The sequence below is a fragment of the Paenibacillus sp. KN14-4R genome, from assembly GCF_052180255.1.
In the GTDB taxonomy this organism is placed as follows: Bacteria; Bacillota; Bacilli; order Paenibacillales; family NBRC-103111; genus Paenibacillus_AM.
This window is the reverse complement of sequence record NZ_CP197466.1, coordinates 2,256,749-2,274,189: the sequence shown is the minus strand read 5'-3', so window position 1 is coordinate 2,274,189 and position 17,441 is coordinate 2,256,749. Positions and strand designations below refer to the sequence as shown.

Annotated in this window: 17 protein-coding genes; all 17 read left to right on the top strand. The window is 43.6% G+C overall.

The window, feature by feature from the left end:
• Positions 1-14 precede the first annotated feature (14 nt).
• Positions 15-1,037 carry a serine hydrolase domain-containing protein gene (locus ACSBOP_RS10750; protein WP_442600535.1) on the top strand — a complete coding sequence of 341 codons (1,023 nt, stop codon included), beginning with the start codon at positions 15-17 and terminating at the stop codon, positions 1,035-1,037.
• A 275-nt stretch (positions 1,038-1,312) separates the two neighbouring features.
• Positions 1,313-1,648, top strand: a complete 336-nt coding sequence (locus tag ACSBOP_RS10745) for a cupin domain-containing protein (protein WP_442600534.1) — start codon at positions 1,313-1,315, stop codon at positions 1,646-1,648.
• A gap of 42 nt (positions 1,649-1,690) precedes the next feature.
• Positions 1,691-3,328 carry a peptide ABC transporter substrate-binding protein gene (locus ACSBOP_RS10740; RefSeq protein ID WP_442600533.1) on the top strand — a complete coding sequence of 546 codons (1,638 nt, stop codon included), beginning with the start codon at positions 1,691-1,693 and terminating at the stop codon, positions 3,326-3,328.
• A 94-nt stretch (positions 3,329-3,422) separates the two neighbouring features.
• Positions 3,423-4,355 carry an ABC transporter permease gene (locus ACSBOP_RS10735; RefSeq protein ID WP_442600532.1) on the top strand — a complete coding sequence of 311 codons (933 nt, stop codon included), beginning with the start codon at positions 3,423-3,425 and terminating at the stop codon, positions 4,353-4,355.
• Between the two features lie 5 nt (positions 4,356-4,360).
• Positions 4,361-5,302, top strand: coding sequence for an ABC transporter permease (locus tag ACSBOP_RS10730; RefSeq protein WP_442600531.1), 942 nt, complete (start codon positions 4,361-4,363; stop codon positions 5,300-5,302).
• 12 nt (positions 5,303-5,314) lie between these two features.
• Positions 5,315-6,331 (top strand): ABC transporter ATP-binding protein, encoded by a 1,017-nt coding sequence (locus ACSBOP_RS10725; RefSeq protein WP_442600530.1) that lies wholly within the window; start codon positions 5,315-5,317, stop codon positions 6,329-6,331.
• A complete protein-coding gene (locus tag ACSBOP_RS10720) occupies positions 6,331-7,275 on the top strand; it encodes an ABC transporter ATP-binding protein (protein WP_442600529.1) in 945 nt (314 codons plus the stop codon). Before ACSBOP_RS10725 ends, ACSBOP_RS10720 begins: the two co-directional genes overlap by 1 nt.
• A 659-nt stretch (positions 7,276-7,934) precedes the next feature.
• Entirely contained in the window at positions 7,935-8,165 is a 231-nt protein-coding gene (locus tag ACSBOP_RS10715) for a glycine zipper domain-containing protein (protein ID WP_442600528.1), read from the top strand.
• Positions 8,166-8,452: 287 nt separating this feature from the next.
• The gene (gene mgtE / locus ACSBOP_RS10710) at positions 8,453-9,790 is read left to right on the top strand and encodes a magnesium transporter (RefSeq protein WP_442600527.1); all 1,338 of its coding nucleotides are present in this window, start codon (positions 8,453-8,455) and stop codon (positions 9,788-9,790) included.
• Between the two features lie 67 nt (positions 9,791-9,857).
• Positions 9,858-11,471: a multicopper oxidase family protein gene (locus ACSBOP_RS10705; protein ID WP_442600526.1), complete on the top strand. Its 1,614-nt coding sequence runs from the start codon at positions 9,858-9,860 to the stop codon at positions 11,469-11,471.
• Between the two features lie 198 nt (positions 11,472-11,669).
• Positions 11,670-12,203, top strand: a complete 534-nt coding sequence (locus ACSBOP_RS10700; RefSeq protein WP_442600525.1) for a GNAT family N-acetyltransferase — start codon at positions 11,670-11,672, stop codon at positions 12,201-12,203.
• Between the two features lie 251 nt (positions 12,204-12,454).
• On the top strand, positions 12,455-13,237 hold the full coding sequence (locus ACSBOP_RS10695; protein WP_442600524.1) for a DeoR/GlpR family DNA-binding transcription regulator: 783 nt from the start codon (positions 12,455-12,457) through the stop codon (positions 13,235-13,237).
• Between the two features lie 2 nt (positions 13,238-13,239).
• Positions 13,240-14,388 carry an N-acetylglucosamine-6-phosphate deacetylase gene (gene nagA, locus ACSBOP_RS10690; RefSeq protein ID WP_442600523.1) on the top strand — a complete coding sequence of 383 codons (1,149 nt, stop codon included), beginning with the start codon at positions 13,240-13,242 and terminating at the stop codon, positions 14,386-14,388.
• 233 nt (positions 14,389-14,621) lie between these two features.
• A complete protein-coding gene (locus tag ACSBOP_RS10685; protein WP_442600522.1) occupies positions 14,622-14,951 on the top strand; it encodes a PadR family transcriptional regulator in 330 nt (109 codons plus the stop codon).
• A 14-nt stretch (positions 14,952-14,965) separates the two neighbouring features.
• The gene (locus ACSBOP_RS10680) at positions 14,966-15,832 is read left to right on the top strand and encodes a pentapeptide repeat-containing protein (protein WP_442600521.1); all 867 of its coding nucleotides are present in this window, start codon (positions 14,966-14,968) and stop codon (positions 15,830-15,832) included.
• A gap of 30 nt (positions 15,833-15,862) precedes the next feature.
• The gene (locus ACSBOP_RS10675) at positions 15,863-16,633 is read left to right on the top strand and encodes an ABC transporter ATP-binding protein (protein ID WP_442600520.1); all 771 of its coding nucleotides are present in this window, start codon (positions 15,863-15,865) and stop codon (positions 16,631-16,633) included.
• The gene (locus ACSBOP_RS10670; RefSeq protein WP_442600519.1) at positions 16,634-17,401 is read left to right on the top strand and encodes an ABC transporter permease; all 768 of its coding nucleotides are present in this window, start codon (positions 16,634-16,636) and stop codon (positions 17,399-17,401) included.
• Positions 17,402-17,441 lie beyond the last annotated feature (40 nt).

Genomic DNA, 17,441 nt, shown 5'->3' with positions numbered 1-17,441 from the left:
AAGAGGTATCTATCATGCAAAGAAACTATTGGCCAACTACACAGTGGCAAACCGCAGATACGGCAGACTTGAGAATGGATTCTCAAAAGCTTTCGGAGCTTGAGCCTTTGATAAAAACCGAGTACAGCAATATAAACGGTATTGTTGTTGTGAGAAATGGATATGTGGCTTATGAAAGCTATTATAATGGCTATGGCCCGGATGATAAGAACCATGTGGCATCCGTAACGAAAAGTGTCATATCCGCCCTCATTGGGATTGCCATAGATGCAGGATTTATTAAAAATGTAGGCCAGAAGGTGCTGGATTTTTTCCCCGAATATGTTCACGATGCTGCTGATGGGCAGAAACGAGAAATCTCCATCCGCCATCTGCTCACGATGACCGCTCCATATCCATTTGAGGACTGGCACGAACCGTTGGACAAGATGTGTATGCAGCCTGACTGGATAAAGTATACGCTGGAAATGCTGGGTCAAAATGGGAGTATTGGAGCTTTTAAGTATTCCACCGCAGGAGCGCACCTACTTTCAACCATCATTACTCGTACCACTGGCAAAAGTGCCCGTGAGTTTGCCAACGAATACTTATTTAAACCCATCGGCATGAAAGAAATACCGGACTATGAAATGAAATCGTTCGGGTTTGACGATTTATTCGGGGCAAATGTGAAAGGATGGGTTAAAGATCCAAACCATAACTCGACAGGTGGATGGGGACTTACGCTAACTCCACGTGATATGGCACGTTTTGGTTTTCTATATCTGAATCGTGGTATTTGGGACAATAATCATATTATTTCCGGTGCATGGATTGAAGAATCAACAGCGATGAACCCCAACAATTACGGTTATCTATGGTGGTTACGCGAAGAGGACGGAGTTTCTACTTACTCAGCACTAGGTGATGGCGGTAACGTCATTTGCTGCATCCCAGAAAAAGACCTAGTCATAGCCATTGCATCAGCATTCGTACTTAATCCTGCTGATAGGTGGACACTGATTAAGGAGTATATTATTCCCGCTGTAATAGACTAAATTTATTAACGCCAAGTCTGACAAATGTAAGCCTGATAGTTGTGGTTGAATACGAAAATACCCTGTCTCTTCCATTGTGGATGGAGGCAGGGTATTTTTTTGCAAATTCTTAAGGATGTGTTTTTAATGGGCTAAATGTTAGTCTTTATTAATAAATTACAGTATATATAAAAAAGTATAGACATTATTCTGTTCGTATAATAATATAATCAATAAATCTAAATATTCTGTCAATTAAGCGTATCGATTTACCTACGTTTAGGAGGAATGAAGGAATGATCATAGTGAATGCCAATACTGTAAAGCCGGATGATAGACCACAAGTCTTCCTGAAAACATTGTTTACAGAGGAATCTATTGCCGGAGGGAAAGTGAAATTCGGTACTATCGTTATACCACCGAAAGTTAGGGTTCCATTACATGGAGAAGGAGCGCATGACCAAGACGAATATTCCATCGTGATCAAAGGAGCCATTCAAACTAGGAGCGGGGGCGAAGAGTATCTAATTTCTGAAGGAACTGCGACATTAATTCCGGCAGGTGAAGCGCATTGGGCATACAACGCCGGGGACGTGGATTGCGAAATCGTTTGGGTGCTTGTCGACCGGTAAAGTAGAAATGAAGATAAAATAATTATGTTTGGAGGAAAGCAAATGAAAAAAGTACTTAAAAAGTTTTGCGCAGTGACAATACTTAGCACCATCGTTTTAACAGGCTGTACCCAACCAGCGGTAAACAAAGAATCCAAGTCACCTGCAAATGAACCGACAACAGCAATCGCTGCTTTACGCTCCAATTTAAAGGCAGAGCCAGTGTCGCTTGATCCGCCGAAAGCGTACGATCTGGTCGCATTCGAAGTGTTATACAACACGTTAGAAGGTCTGGTTCGACTAGACGAAAAACACATGATTATACCTGGGATGGCAACGAAGTGGGATATCACGGATAACGGGAAAAAGTACACCTTTCATCTTCGCGATAGTAAATGGTCCAATGGTGACCCTGTAACCGCATATGATTTTGAAGTCTCTTGGAAACGCATGGTTGATCCGAAGAACGGCTTCCCTGCTTCATTTCTCGCTTTTGTCATCGAGGGTGCAGAAGACTTCAACAAAGGAAAAGGGACTGTAGATAATGTGAAAGTAAAGGCGCTTGACGATAAAACACTCGAAGTTGTATTGAGAGCGCCTTCAGGATATTTTTTAAGTATGATTACGACTCCGGTGTTCGCACCAGTTAACAAAAAGACAGTGGAAAGCAATCCGAATTGGTCTGCGGAAGCGGCAACCATCGTCTCTAACGGACCGTTTAAGCTGACGGAATGGACGCACAATCAATCGGTCAAGGCCATCAAGAACGACAACTACTGGGACAAAAATAACGTAAAGCTTCCAGGCATCAATTGGGTGATGGTGAACGATGAGAATACACAGTATCAGATGTTTAAATCTGGTGAGCTGGATAACATTGAATCCATTCCTAAAGACGTCAAGCAAAAATTGATCGAATCCGGTGAAGCCAAGCTTGCACCTGAAGCGGCTACTAGCTTCTATCGATTGAATACCGCAATACCGCCGTTTAACAACAAAAACATCCGCAAAGCATTCTCACTAGCAGTTAATCGCAAATTGATTATCGATAAGGTGGTTCAAGGTAAGCAGACGCCAGCTATGGCCCTTGTTCCTATCGGGTTCCCTGAGCCAGACGGCAAAGACTTCCGCGCTGCCGGTGGCGAGTATTTTAAAGATAACGATCTAGAAACAGCAAAAGATCTACTGAAAAAAGGAATGGAAGAAAGCGGGTATACAACATTACCTGAAGTTACATTGACTTACGATACGAACGATATGAATAAATCTGTTGCACAGGTGCTGCAAGAAATGTTCAAGAAAAACTTGGGCGTGGACGTCAAACTGGAAAGCAAGGAATGGAAAGTTTTCTTGGACGAGCAACGGGCAAGCAAGCATCAAGTATCTTTAAGTACATACTATGCCGACTATGCCGATCCGCTGAACTTTATTGAAACATTCCAAACAGGTCATCCGGGAAATCGAATTAACTACAGCAACAAAGTGTTCGATGAATTGATTCAAAAAGCGAGCATCGAACCGGACGAGAAGAAGCGTTTCTCCATCATGCATGACGCCGAAAAAACGTTCTTCGAGGATATGCCGTTGCTGCCGCTCTTCTACAGCACGAAAGCATATATGGAACGTCCAAACGTCAAGGGTATTATACGGCACCCAGCCTCACTCATTGATTATAAACAAGTGGAAATTACCAATAAATAAAAAAAGTTTAAATAAGGATAAGAAAAGGGTATGCCAGTACCCTTTTCTTTCTTATCTAGATTCATATCGATGTGATAAAAAAGGAGGTAAACCGGTGTCGAGATACCTGTTAAAACGTATTTTGATGATGATTGTCACACTGTGGATCATCGTTACATTGACGTTTGTCCTCATGCATCTCATACCTGGCGATCCGTTTTCGGCGGAGTCCGGCAAATTGCCCAAACAGGTTTTGGAGAACTTGCGTGCCAAATATCATTTGAATGATTCCTATCCAGTGCAATATTTCCATTATTTAAAAAATTTAGTCATGCTTGATTTGGGTCAATCGATAAAAAGCGACATGCGCAGCGTAAACAGTATGATTGCTGACGGATTCCGTGCGTCGGCTTTGTTAGGCATCCAAGCAATATGTATATCTCTTGTTTTTGGAATTTTCTTTGGGATTATTGCGGCACTTAATCGCAATCGTATACCAGATTACGTGATGATAATTCTGGCGATTGCCGGCATTTCAATTCCGAGCTTTCTTATGGCCCCTCTTCTCATCAATTACCTTGCCATCAAAATGCCAATTTTTCCGGTAGCTACTTGGGGAACGTGGAAGCACACTGTACTTCCTTCTCTTGCGCTTTCGTTTGGTCCGTTGGCTATTGTAACGCGGTACATGCGTACAAGTATGATTAATGTTATGAGACAGAATTACATTCGTACGGCGGAAGCAAAAGGTATTCCCATGCATTTAATCGTAATTAGGCATGGCATTCGGAATGCCATATTGCCGGTGATTACCTTTCTCGGTCCACTGATGGCGGCATTGATTACGGGAACGTTTGTGGTGGAAAAAGTTTTTGCCATTCCGGGAGTAGGCAAGTATTTCGTTGAGGGTATCTTTAACCGCGATTACCCGGTCATTCTTGGAACGAGCATTTTTTATAGCACGATTCTAATTTTGGCTGTGCTGATGATTGATATCGCGTATACCTTGATCGATCCGCGCATCAAATTGACCGTCAAGGAGGAATAAAAAAAATGATAGCAGAATCGAAATTGGATACACCGTTTCGCCCACTTAACAAGCAGATATTCGAGAATGCTTCCACTCGTCCGAGCCTCACATATGGGCAATTAACCTTACGCAAATTGTTTAAGAACAAACTGGCCATGATTGGATTTACGTTCATTGTGATGATTCTCATCATGGCAATCATCGGTCCGTATATTGCGCGATACAGCTATTCCGATCAAAGTTTGCTCGAGGCTAACCAGACCATCTCAAAGGACCATTGGTTTGGCACAGACGATTTGGGCCGAGACGTATTTGCAAGAACTTGGTTCGGTGCCCGTATTTCTTTGACGATCGGAGTTGTAGCCGCGCTCATTGATTTAGTCATCGGTGTAACCCTCGGCGGGATCGCCGGTTTTACGGCAGGACGCGGTAAACAAGGTGAACGGATCGATAATGTAATCATGCGCGTGATTGAAGTCCTGAGTGGGTTGCCCTATTTATTGGTAGTTATTTTGCTGATGGTGATTATGAAGCCTGGAATTTGGACGATCATCACGGCCTTAACCGTTACTGGATGGGTAGGCATGGCCCGGCTCGTTCGCGGTCAAATTATGCAACTTCGCTCACAAGAATACATTCTCGCGTCGCAAGTATTAGGGGTTTCATCCGCGCGAATTATTTGGAGACATTTAATTCCAAATACGAGTGGGATTATTATTGTGACGCTGACCTTTACGGTTCCTGCAGCAATTTTTTCGGAGGCATTTTTAAGCTTTTTGGGTCTGGGGGTTCAAGCGCCTATTGCTAGTTGGGGAACGATGACGAACGACGCTTTAGGTGTCATCCCAACCGGAGATTGGTGGCGCCTCTTTTTTCCAGGACTTATGATTTCGCTGACTATGTTTGCTTTCAACGTGTTTGGAGACGGTTTGCAAGATGCGTTGGATCCAGGTCTTAGCGATTAGGGGGGAAGAGTGATGGAACATTTATTAGAAGTAACAAACTTGAAGGTTAATTTCAAAACGCATGGTGGAGAAGTGAAAGCGGTGCGTGGTGTTTCGTTCCATGTCGATCACGGTGAAACGGTTGCGATAGTGGGTGAAAGCGGCTGTGGGAAAAGTGTGACCGCTCTTTCAATTATGGGTTTGATTCCAAGCCCTCCGGGTAGATTCGCTGACGGTAAGATCCGATTTAATGGCCAAGACATCACAAGGCTCTCTAAAAAGGAATTGCTGAAGATGCGGGGCTCTGAAATGGGAATGATCTTCCAGGATCCGATGACAGCGCTAAATCCGACGATGAAAATAGGCCGGCAGCTTGCGGAAGGGCTGGTTTATTACCAGGGATTATCCAAAAAGGAAGCCCGCATGAAAGCAATAGAACTGCTCAATAAAGTGGGAATATCGGATCCCAAAAAACGGGTCGATCAGTATCCGCACGAGTTTAGCGGCGGCATGCGGCAGCGTGTCGTGATTGCGATTGCGCTAGCATGCAATCCGAAACTGGTTATCGCCGATGAGCCAACAACGGCTTTGGATGTGACGGTGCAAGCACAAATCCTTGATTTGATGAAGGAATTACAGGAAGAAACAAAGCTTTCAATTATTTTAATTACCCATGATTTGGGGGTTGTTGCGGAAACCGCTCACAGGGCAGTAGTCATGTATGCTGGCACCGTGGTGGAATCTGGGACTACGCATGATCTGTTTACGAAGCCTAAACATCCTTATACATGGGGACTGATGAAGTCAATGCCGCATCTGGATGGCGAACACAAGAAGCGGTTGGTTCCAATCGATGGAACCCCTCCTGACCTGTTCAATCCGCCGAAGGGCTGCCCGTTTGCGGAGCGCTGTGATTATGCGATGGAAATCTGTGCGGTGCAGGCGCCGGTTGTCAGCGATTTCGGCAACGACCATCAGGCAACGTGCTGGCTGCATGATGCGCGTGCCCCTAAATTCATGGAACTTACAGCGGTCGGGAGGCAAGCCTAATGTCTGAAATCCTTGTTGAAGTTAATAATTTGAAGAAACATTTTACTCAAAAAGCAGGAACAATTCTAAAAGCCGTCGATGGAGTATCTTTTGCAATTCGGAAAGGGGAAACGTTCGGCCTTGTTGGAGAGAGCGGCTGCGGCAAATCAACCTTAGGGCGGACAATAATTCGGTTGTATGAGAGCTCGGAGGGCGAGGTGCGATTTGATGGAAAAAATGTCCATCATCTTTCACGAAAAGAAAGCAAACAGTTTAACAGTGATGTACAGATGATATTTCAGGACCCTCATGCCAGTCTGAATCCCCGCATGAATGTCCTTTCTATTATCGCCGAAGGAATGAAAGTCCAGGACTTAAGCGGCAAAGATAGAGCGAAGCGGGTTCGCGATCTTCTACAGCTTGTCGGACTTCGACCTGAGCATGCCGACCGGTATCCTCATGAATTCAGCGGTGGGCAGCGCCAACGCATCGGGATCGCTCGAGCGCTTGCGGTTGATCCGCAGTTTATTATCGCTGATGAACCGATTTCGGCCCTGGATGTATCGATTCAAGCGCAAATCGTCAATTTGCTTGAAGATTTACAGCAAACACGGGGGTTAACGTTTCTGTTTATTGCCCATGATTTATCAATGGTCAAGCATATTTCTAATCGGATTGGCGTAATGTATTTAGGCAAAATGGTGGAGATTGCGGGGAGCACGGAACTCTATAAAAAACCGCTGCATCCGTACACGCAGGCTCTTCTTTCGGCCATTCCTATTCCCAATCCGACTGTTCAAAGGGAGCGAATCGTGCTGAGGGGGGATTTACCGAGCCCATCCAATTTGCCGAGTGGGTGCAGATTTAGGACGCGCTGCCCTAAAGTGATGGAACAGTGCAGCATCATGGAACCAGAATGGAAAGAAATTCAAAGTGACCACTGGATTGCCTGTCATTTATATTAACCGAAGTGCTGTCGGGTGAGAAAACAGCCATGCCGCATGGTGTATCGGGAACCCCAAAGTAAAAAGGCTCTTATCTTTGGGAGTTTCCAAGGATAAAGCCTTCGAATGGGGAAATATCGTAAACAAGTAAATTAGGGCCCTTTCTGTTTGTTTAGTTTGTTTAGTATGTTTTGTCGTTCGCCGATTGCCGAGGCATATGTCCCTGTTGGTGGCCATGTGCATGATAGTATCCTTGCATATACCCGTGATGATACCCAGCGTGATACCCATGGTGGTACATAGGGTGTTGCATAGAGTGTTGCATAGAATGCTGCATAGAATGTTGCATAGAATGCTGCATAGGTTGGGTTCCATGGTGGTACGGGTGCATTTGGTGGGTTTGATGCCCCCCGTCATGTTGATGATAAGGATTCATATAGGCCATTAATAATCTCCTCCCAAATCTCAGTTTGCAATAACAACGTATGTGCGACAGAGAAAAGGGGATGCTTGCCTAATCAAATTGGGCCAGATAAACGGGCACTAGCGGAAGTATAGATGTGTATCTGAGCGTTTGTAATCAGATTATGAATCCTTTCAGATAGGTTAGGGCAAGATATTTTTGGGACTGCGCTGGCAAAGCAGTGCATTTTCTATCACGAAATGAAGGAGTGAGATGGATGGATAAAAACAACGACCGCAATCAAAACGGTGGATCTGACCGCGATACGAACATGAATGGTGCTGGAGAAGTTATGGGAACAGTGGGTGGTGGTGCCGTGGGTGCTGTCGCGGGTTCCGTTTTGGGTCCTGTCGGTACCGTTTTAGGTGGCATCGCAGGCGCATCATTAGGCAACAAGGTCGGCGAGAATGATGAGGGTAAAGACAGCGATAAAAACCAAACAGAGTAAACAGGTGCTAGCACTATCAATTGTTTACTAATGATGAAAAGTAGGGTGCTGGGGAAACCCTGCGCCCTTTGGATTGTAGGAGAAATAATGTAGGAGCTTGCTACTAGCAGCTCCTTTTTATTTTATTGATTTATCGGGAAGGCGCATACGTCAATCCAAAGATGTGAACAATTATTATAATCTTTTTGTTTGCGAGCGTCTTTGGACAGGGAAATACATACGGTGATTTACGACGTTGCTGCACTTCTTATTCCGTTTGCATCATCTTAACCGAAGGAGTAACCAGCATGATTCGGCTTGAAGAATTGAAAAATAAAATCATGGAATCCGATAAAAATTCCCTGATCGCTTATGTTGAATTATTTAGACCTTTTGATTTGGCGAACTGCGTTGAAAAACTTGATAAAACGGAACAATACAAATTAATGGAGTTATTGCCTCCAATAATATCTGCTGAGATATTGGAGTATTTAGAGCCCGCATTGCAGTACCGAATTCTAAATCATTTAGAAGAGACCTTGACTTCTCAGGTGCTATATGAGATGTCAAGTGACGTAGTAGTTGATATGATGCTGGCTATACATCGATATCAAGCAGAAAAGCTCTTAAATCATCTCCCGGAGGATTATCGAGAAAAGGTTAAGACTTTAATGACCTTTCCCGAGCATACCGCGGGGAGCTTAGCAACGATCGATTATATTGCTGCTCGCAGCTCATGGACAATCGAGCAAACGCTGCAGCATTTCCGTAAGATCGGACATAAGGCAGAGATCACTTCCTATGTTTATGTGACTGGTAATAAAGGGGAGCTTCTGGGTGTAGTCTCGTTGAAGGAACTTATACTAACGGAACCTCGTACGGAAATATCAAAAATTGTAACGGAAGATGTCATTTATGTACCTGCATCCATGGAACAAGAAAAAGCCGCCGAACTCCTATCAAATTACGATTTGGTCGCTCTTCCCGTCATTGATGTACAAAATCGCTTAATTGGCGTAATCACAGTCGATGATTTGATCGATGTCATTCATGAAGAAGCAACAGAGGATATTCAAAAGCTAGGCGGCAGCCAGCCATTAACGGCTACTTATTTCAAGTCTTCTGTTTTTCAGCTTTATAGAAAGCGAATCATCTGGTTACTCATTTTATTTGTGGCGGAAGCCTATACAGGCACAGTTCTAAGACACTATGAGGAAACGTTAAGCGAGGTTATCGCACTGGCTTTCTTTATTCCGCTGCTGATCGGAACAGGAGGAAACACAGGGACACAAACCGTGTCTACTCTTGTACGGGCGCTGGCAGTCGGAGAAGTGCAATTCCGTGACATTTTTAAAGTAATAAGGAAGGAAGTAACCACAGGTCTTATGACAGGTGTTTCGATTTCATTAATTGCTTTTGCACGAGCTCGGTTTCTTGGGGTTGAGTCGAAGATTGGACTTGTTGTAGGAATCACCTCTTTGACTATTGTTATCTGGGCATCCTTTGTCGCAGCGACTCTACCATTAATTTTACATAAACTGAAAGCAGATCCCGCCGTCATTTCTGGTCCATTTATTACTACATTGGTGGATGGAACGGGACTTATCATATACTTCACGATTGCCAAATTAATACTTCATTTATAAACATAATGGGACATCTTTCGTTCATATGCTTCTTTTAGGTATTAACCGTGAGGAGGTCTCCACTCATATGCCCCCAAAAGTAAAACTTCAAAAATTCGTCGATAAACTTCCGATTCCCAAAACCATTTCCCCGATCAAGCGAGACAAGAAAGGCTCATATTATGAAGTGACCATGAGAGAAATAACCCAAAAACTACATCGTGATTTAGGGCCTACCCGCTTGTGGGGCTACAACGGAATGTACCCGGGACCGACTTTCGACGTAATGAAGGATGAAACGACATCTGTCAAATGGATGAATGATCTGCCTCAAAAGCATTTTCTTCCCATCGATACAACCGTTCATGGTGCAGAAAAAACACTTCCACAGGTTAGAACTGTGGTTCATCTACACGGAGGAAAACAGCTTGAACATAGTGATGGTTACCCTGAAGCTTGGTTTACGAGAAATTTTGAACAAACAGGACCTATGTTTAAAAGAAAAGTATCTAAGTACCCAAACCTTGAAGCCACTACGTTATTTTATCATGACCACACAATGGGTATTACGAGATTAAACAATTATGCGGGACTTGGAGGCTTTTATATCATTCGTGATCAGCATGAACAATCCCTGAATCTACCGGCTGGAACATATGAAATCCCTCTTATGATTCAGGATCGCTCGTTTAACCCGGATGGATCGCTCTTTTACCCCGCTACACCGGATAAAAAAAATCCTCGTCTCCCTTATCCCTCGATTGTCACACCATTTGACGCAGATTACATTTTGGTAAATGGCAAAGTATCCCCTTATCTTGAAGTAGAACCGAGAAAATACCGATTTCGCATATTAAATTACTGTAATAGTCGAGCGATTACACTCAAATTGGACTGTGGACAGCCATTTTATCAAATTGGAATTGATCGAGGATTACTGGAGAAACCAGTAAAAATGAATCAGATCCTCCTTCTAACAACTGAGCGAGCGGATGTAATCGTCGATTTTTCTCGATCCTATGGTAAGACGGTCATTCTTAAAAATGTCTTCAAGGGTGCCTCTCCAGAAACAACCGATGTGATGCAGTTTAGAGTAACCACTCCGTTAAATGGAAAAGATACGAGTTCCATACCAGATCGTTTGACAAAAATTAATTTTCTATCTAGAGAGATGGCAACAAGGACAAGAGATCTCACGCTCGTCAGGGTGGAGGATAAATATGGAAGATCGCTCAATTTACTTGACGGAAAAATGTGGAGTGATCCCATATCCGAGAAAATGGACTTGGGAACTGTTGAAATATGGCGGCTAATCAATCTTTCAAATGATGACCATCCCATTCATCTACATGTCGTTGACATGCAAATTCTAGAGCGCCAGCCTTTTGATGTTGCTCATTTTCAAGCTACAGGGAAACTTAAATTTACAGGTCCGGCGACCCCTCCTGAACCTAACGAAAGAGGATTTAAAGATACGATTCGTGCTCCCGCTGGTTACGTTACCTCTTTTATCGGGAGTTTCGATCCTTTCGCCGGACTCTTTGTATGGCATTGTCACATGCTCGAACATGAAGATTACGAGATGATGCGACCATTTGAAATCCTGAAGAAGAAAAATAGACTTAAAAATATACTAATGAGAATAATTTACCCTTCTCGATTCCGGGGACGACCCCGTCTACCCGACGATAAGGAGGAATAATAGATGAAGAAAAATTGGGAGTTAGAGGAACTCATTGAGCATTTTACAGTTATCCCAGAAGCTTAATTGGAAATAAATATGGAAGCACAAAAAGGATATGTAACTATTATAAACTAATTACGTATGTACTATAATAATTGGTTATTAAAACCAATTATTATCAACTACCAAAATACAAATAACGGAGGAAAAGTTAAAGTGGCAGTTACTTATTGGACAGGACAAAATCTTACACTACGAGCAATTCAACCTGAAGATATCGTTATATTTGAATCATTAGATGTTGAAATTCTACGAAATATGGACTCGCTTCATTTTCCTCGTTCAGCTGATAAAATAAGAGAATGGGTAGAAGAACAATTGGAAGAAGATGAATTCCGTTTTATTGCAGTTGATAGAGATAATAATATTGTTGGTATGATTGAAACATTTGATTGTGATCGGAAAAATGGTACCTTCGATTATAATTTGGCTGTATTTGAACCATACAGAGGCAAAGGATATGCGAAAGAAATGATCCTTATGGTTCTTCGCTTTTTCTTTTTGGAGCTTGCTTATCAAAAAGTAAATACAACTGTTTATTCTTTCAATAATTCATCCATGCGCTTGCATGAAAAGATAGGCTTCATGCAAGAGGGTCAACTAAGAAATATCATTTTCACCAAAGGAACCTATTATGATGGTATTTGCTATGGGATGACAAGACAAGAATTTGAATTGAAACATGCATAATATCACTTGTAAAAAAATTAAAATATAAATCACTACATGGGCCAGTATTGAAAATATGCAACTTGGCGGCAGTTATAGATTCGTCTTCACTGCAGGAGTAAATCAGCAGTACATTTTATAGAAAATAAGCGAAATGGATCTACTACATTGTGGTGGATCCTTTTTTACTTATTAATACTTATTGAATTTCGTATATTACTTGTATATACTTAAGTAATAAATTAAAATGCTTAACTGAGGAGTGCATTAAGGTGTTTCAAGAAACAAGATTATTGAAAATTCTTGATTACTTAAAACAACATCAATCAATGAGCGTTGGAGAGATATGCTCGATCTTTCAAGTATCCAGAGATACGGCGCGAAGAGATATTGTCAAATTGGTTCAAGAAGGAGTTGTTGTTCGCACGCATGGTGGGGTAGCTCTTCCAGAACTTCAGAAGGTGCTCTCTTCCTATCAGGATCGTCTCATTGAGGAATCCACCAGTAAGAATCATATTGGTAAGCTTGGAGCTAAGCTGATTCACGATCATGAGACGATATTCTTGGACGTATCGACAACGGTTCAATTTGTCGCGGAACATATTCAGGCGAAACAGATCACCGCTGTTACACATTCGATTGATAATGTAGCCATTCTCTCCAAACGAGATGATTTGAGCATTTATGTACTTGGTGGCTATCTGCATACACAGAACCGTTTATTATATGGTCCTTCCATTATCGATAAGATTAGTGAAATTCGAGCAGATAAGGCGTATATTGGGGCAACGTCTGTTCAGCCGGACGGACTCTATTATCCCTATGAAGAAGATGTTCGAGTGAAGAAAGAAATGGCCAAGCAGTCGGATCAAGTAATCCTAGTTGTGGATCATTCGAAATTCGCGGCAAAATCAAGATTTAAGTTAGATATTGATTACGTGGATATCATCGTGACAGATCAGTCCATCTCGAGCGAAATGAGAGAGGTATTAGACCGGAAAAATATCACACTGTTTGAATGTACGACAAATAATCCTCAGGACGGAGTTGAATAGAGATGAACAACAAAATTATTCAACATGTGAACTTACTGCTTCCGCATCAAATACTACCTTCCGCTACAGTCTGGGTCACAGATGGGAAGATCGAGCGAATTGAGACGCAAGAAGCCCTGCAATTTGACGAGCAGTACGAACGGATAGATGGCAATGGGATGTGGCTCATCCCTGGAATGATAGATGTTCATATCCACGGAGCCAATGGCTACGATATGATGGATGGCACGGAGGCTAGTATTCAAGAAGTATCCCGCATGTGTGCTGCAACCGGATGCACCTCGTTCTTAGCGACATCCGTAAGTTCAACGATGGATGATCTGCTAAACATGATTCGTAGCGTGATATCAGTGATCGGCCGTGAGCAAGGCGCGAAGATTGCCGGCATTCACTTGGAAGGGCCCTATTTGAATCCGAAGCGAAAAGGGATGCAGAATGAGAAGTATCTTCGCCACCCTGATCTCGATGAAATGAAGCTTATTTTCCAAGAAGCGGGTTCGCTCATTAAAATGGTGACGATTGCTCCAGAATTATCGGGTGGATTAGAACTGATTTCCTACTTAAAGGATCAGGGGGTTGTCATTGCTGTTGCGCACTCCGACGCCACGTATGAGGAAGCGAAGGAAGCATTTGGAGCAGGCGCGAGTCATGTGACACATTGCTTTAACGGAATGAGACCGATTCATCATCGAGACCCCGGTCTGATAGTTGCCGCATTCGAGGAACAGCATGTAAGTCTGCAAGCAATTGTCGACCAAGTCCATCTTCATCCTGCTATCCTCCGACTGATGCATCGAATCAAAGGACCGGAAGGAATGGTGCTCATTACAGACGCGCTTCAAGCGATGGGGCTGGGCGATGGCGAATACCTGTTTGGCGGCCACCATGTCACTGTATCCGAGGGGATTGCAAGGCTAGCGGACGGTACTTTGGCTTCGAGCACGGTGACGATGAATGAAGCGTTGAGACTAACAGTAGAGAATGGAATATCCTTCACAGATGCTGTTCAGATGGCTTCGACATCGCCTGCTCGTATTCTAGGTTTGTCGAGCAAAGGGAAAATTGAAATCGGCTGTGATGCGGATTTTGTCCTCCTCAATGAGAAGTATGAAGTACAATGGACGATGATCGGGGGGCAACAGGTTAAGTAAGAACGGGAGCTAGAACGCGTCAGAAGGCGGTCCATGAAGCTAACGAAGTATAGAAATAAATGATGGCATTTTTCAGATATAAAGTTTGGGGTGTATACTCCCAAGAAAACCGCGCCCTGCGCGGTTTTTTTTATTATGGATGCATGAATTGTTAAGGACAAAGTATTTTAGTTGAAATAGTACCTTGACAGTCATAGTAATATATCTTATTATGCTGTTATGGAGGTGATTGAATGAGCGAGAACAAGATCACATCCGACCTGCTCCGCGGACATACGGATACGATGATATTACGACTCTTGTCCGAAGCTGATCGTTACGGTTACGAGATTGTTAAGCTGATTGCCGAGCGTTCGGGCGATGAGTATGAATTAAAGGAAGCCACGATGTACTCCAGCTTCCGGCGGCTTGAAGCAGGCGGCGATATCGAGTGGTATTGGGGTGATGAATCTCAGGGCGGACGGCGAAAGTATTTTAGGATTACCGAAAGGGGCAAGGAAACTTACGCCCGCAATAAAAGCAATTGGGAGTATGCAAAAGGTGTGTTAGATAATTTGTTATAAGGAGATTTGATGAGATGAATAAGAAATTGACGGACTATTTGAACGGCGTTTTTACGCCATACGACGGGGTCAAGAGCGTCACCGAATTAAAGGCAGACCTGCTCTTTGATTTACAGGAACGATTTAATGATCTCAGAGCTGAGGGGAAAGACGAAGAAACTGCGTATAAGATGACCATTGATAGTATCGGCGATATTGAACAAACCATTCTTGAAGTTGCCAACCTCTCCCGCTCGCTAGAGCGGCAAGTGGTGACAAACTTTAGCGCAAGCAACCTAACGAAGAGCGACTTTGCAGGCGTAACTGCTCACAAAGGAAAGTTTAATAGTAGTGGGCTGCGCGGTTCCGACTTTTCTGGCGCAGATTTGACAGGCAGTTCGTTTAAGGGTAGCGACGTACGCGAAGCCAATTTTGACGGCGCGAATCTGACAGATTGCAGCCTATCCATACTTGACCTCTCCAATGCAAGTTTCAATAAGACAATTCTTGTACGAACCAACTTCAGCAAATCAGGTCTTGACGGAGCCAAATTCACTGGAGTAAGAATGACTGACGTGACGCTAACAATGACCGATCTGCGAAAAGCGATTTTTAAAAATTGTGTATTTGATGGGGTGGACTTCAAGTATACCGATCTAAGCGGTCAAAGATTGGAAGGCCTTACGTTTATCGGTGTTAAGTTTGAAAAAACGGCATTAACCGGAGTTTCTTTTAAAGGTGCTACATTAAAAAATGTTTCTTTCCAGCCGGGGTTTACTTTGACTAATAAGTACTATCGTATGATCAAAACGATCAGCTTTGACGGTGCAATGATGGATAAACTGACCTTTGCTAGTCTCAAAGGCATGGGAGCCGATTTGTCGAAAGTTACGGTTATTTAAGAGAATTAACTAATTAAGGGAGGGAATTCGATGCAAACTGTGCAAACCAAATCTATTCAAGTAAAAGGACTACAAAAATCCTATAAGCAGCATCAAGTGCTGAAGGGTGTAGATTTTGAGGTGGAGAAGGGGAGTATATTCGCTCTCCTTGGCTCCAATGGGGCAGGCAAGACAACGGTTGTCAAAATCCTCACCACGCTGCTCAAACCAGATGGTGGAACCGCAACCATAAATGGATTCGATGTTTCATCAAAACCGGATGACGTACGGCAATCGATCAGTCTGACCGGGCAATTTGCTGCCGTGGATGAAATTTTGACTGGACGGGAAAATCTGATCATGATTGCCAAGCTGAGATACCTCAAAAACCCACATCAGGTTGCGGAGGACGTGCTCAAACGCTTCGGCTTGACAGACGCCGCAGACCGCAAAGTGTCTACTTATTCGGGAGGAATGCGCCGCAGGCTCGACATCGCCTTAAGCCTTGTGGGGAAACCGCAAATCATTTTTCTAGATGAGCCGACAACCGGTCTTGACCCTGAGGCACGGATTGAAGTTTGGAAGATTGTTAAGGAGCTTGCCGACGGGGGGACGACGGTACTTCTCACCACACAGTATTTGGAGGAGGCTGAGCAGCTTGCAGACCGGATTGCTATTTTGCACGAAGGCAGGATTATCGTGAGCGGCACGCTCCCGGAGTTAAAGAAGATGTTCCCGTCCGCAAAAGTGGAGTATGTAGAAAAACAGCCGACATTAGAGGAGATCTTCCTCGCAATCATCGGCAAACAGGAGGGAAAGTAAATGGAGACGGCAAAAAAACATTTCTTCATTGATATTAGCGTTATGCTTGGGCGTTCCATGCGCCATATTTCCCGTAGTATGGACACCATCATCACGGTCACCATCATGCCGATCGCAATGATGTTGCTGTTCGTCTATGTATTAGGCGGTGCAATTCAAACCGGTACGGACAACTATGTGAATTACCTGTTACCCGGAATACTCCTTATGGCTATTGCTAGCGGAATATCCTACACGGCTTTCCGTTTGTTCACCGATGTGCAGAGGGGAATATTCGAGCGTTTTCAAACTATGCCAATTTCACGTTCTGCCTTGCTTTGGGGGCATGTGCTAACCTCGCTAGTATCCAACGTCTTATCAGTGGTCATCATTATTCTTGTAGCGCTCGTTATGGGTTTTCGTTCGTCCGCGGGATTGCTGCCATGGCTTGCCGTAGCTGGCATACTCGTACTGTTTACTCTAGCCTTAACTTGGGTCGCAGCAATTGCCGGACTGTCCGCAAAAACAGTCGATGGTGCTAGCGCCTTTTCCTACCCGCTTATCTTCCTACCATTTATCAGCTCCGCATTTGTACCAACCGAATCCATGCCAACCGTCGTTCGCGTCTTTGCAGAAAACCAGCCGGTGACTTCAATCGTGGAAACTATCCGCGCATTACTGTCAGGTCAGCCAGTCGGCAACGATATATGGATCGCGCTCGCGTGGTGTATTGGAATTATGATTCTTGCTTATGTCTTTGCAATGAGAGTGTATAAAAAGCGAGTATGAAAAAAAACATTCTAGCTAAACAAATATACGAACGTCGAAT

What these genes read in the sequence shown, in the direction of transcription:
- ACSBOP_RS10715 (WP_442600528.1), top strand. Translation starts at nt 7,935, where the DNA reads ATGGATAAAAACAACGACCGCAATCAAAACGGTGGATCTGACCGCGAT.
- ACSBOP_RS10685 (WP_442600522.1), top strand. Translation starts at nt 14,622, where the DNA reads ATGAGCGAGAACAAGATCACATCCGACCTGCTCCGCGGACATACGGAT.
- ACSBOP_RS10675 (WP_442600520.1), top strand. Translation starts at nt 15,863, where the DNA reads ATGCAAACTGTGCAAACCAAATCTATTCAAGTAAAAGGACTACAAAAA.
- mgtE (WP_442600527.1), top strand. Translation starts at nt 8,453, where the DNA reads ATGATTCGGCTTGAAGAATTGAAAAATAAAATCATGGAATCCGATAAA.
- ACSBOP_RS10705 (WP_442600526.1), top strand. Translation starts at nt 9,858, where the DNA reads ATGCCCCCAAAAGTAAAACTTCAAAAATTCGTCGATAAACTTCCGATT.
- ACSBOP_RS10745 (WP_442600534.1), top strand. Translation starts at nt 1,313, where the DNA reads ATGATCATAGTGAATGCCAATACTGTAAAGCCGGATGATAGACCACAA.
- ACSBOP_RS10670 (WP_442600519.1), top strand. Translation starts at nt 16,634, where the DNA reads ATGGAGACGGCAAAAAAACATTTCTTCATTGATATTAGCGTTATGCTT.
- ACSBOP_RS10730 (WP_442600531.1), top strand. Translation starts at nt 4,361, where the DNA reads ATGATAGCAGAATCGAAATTGGATACACCGTTTCGCCCACTTAACAAG.
- ACSBOP_RS10725 (WP_442600530.1), top strand. Translation starts at nt 5,315, where the DNA reads ATGGAACATTTATTAGAAGTAACAAACTTGAAGGTTAATTTCAAAACG.
- ACSBOP_RS10750 (WP_442600535.1), top strand. Translation starts at nt 15, where the DNA reads ATGCAAAGAAACTATTGGCCAACTACACAGTGGCAAACCGCAGATACG.
- ACSBOP_RS10720 (WP_442600529.1), top strand. Translation starts at nt 6,331, where the DNA reads ATGTCTGAAATCCTTGTTGAAGTTAATAATTTGAAGAAACATTTTACT.
- ACSBOP_RS10680 (WP_442600521.1), top strand. Translation starts at nt 14,966, where the DNA reads ATGAATAAGAAATTGACGGACTATTTGAACGGCGTTTTTACGCCATAC.
- ACSBOP_RS10740 (WP_442600533.1), top strand. Translation starts at nt 1,691, where the DNA reads ATGAAAAAAGTACTTAAAAAGTTTTGCGCAGTGACAATACTTAGCACC.
- nagA (WP_442600523.1), top strand. Translation starts at nt 13,240, where the DNA reads ATGAACAACAAAATTATTCAACATGTGAACTTACTGCTTCCGCATCAA.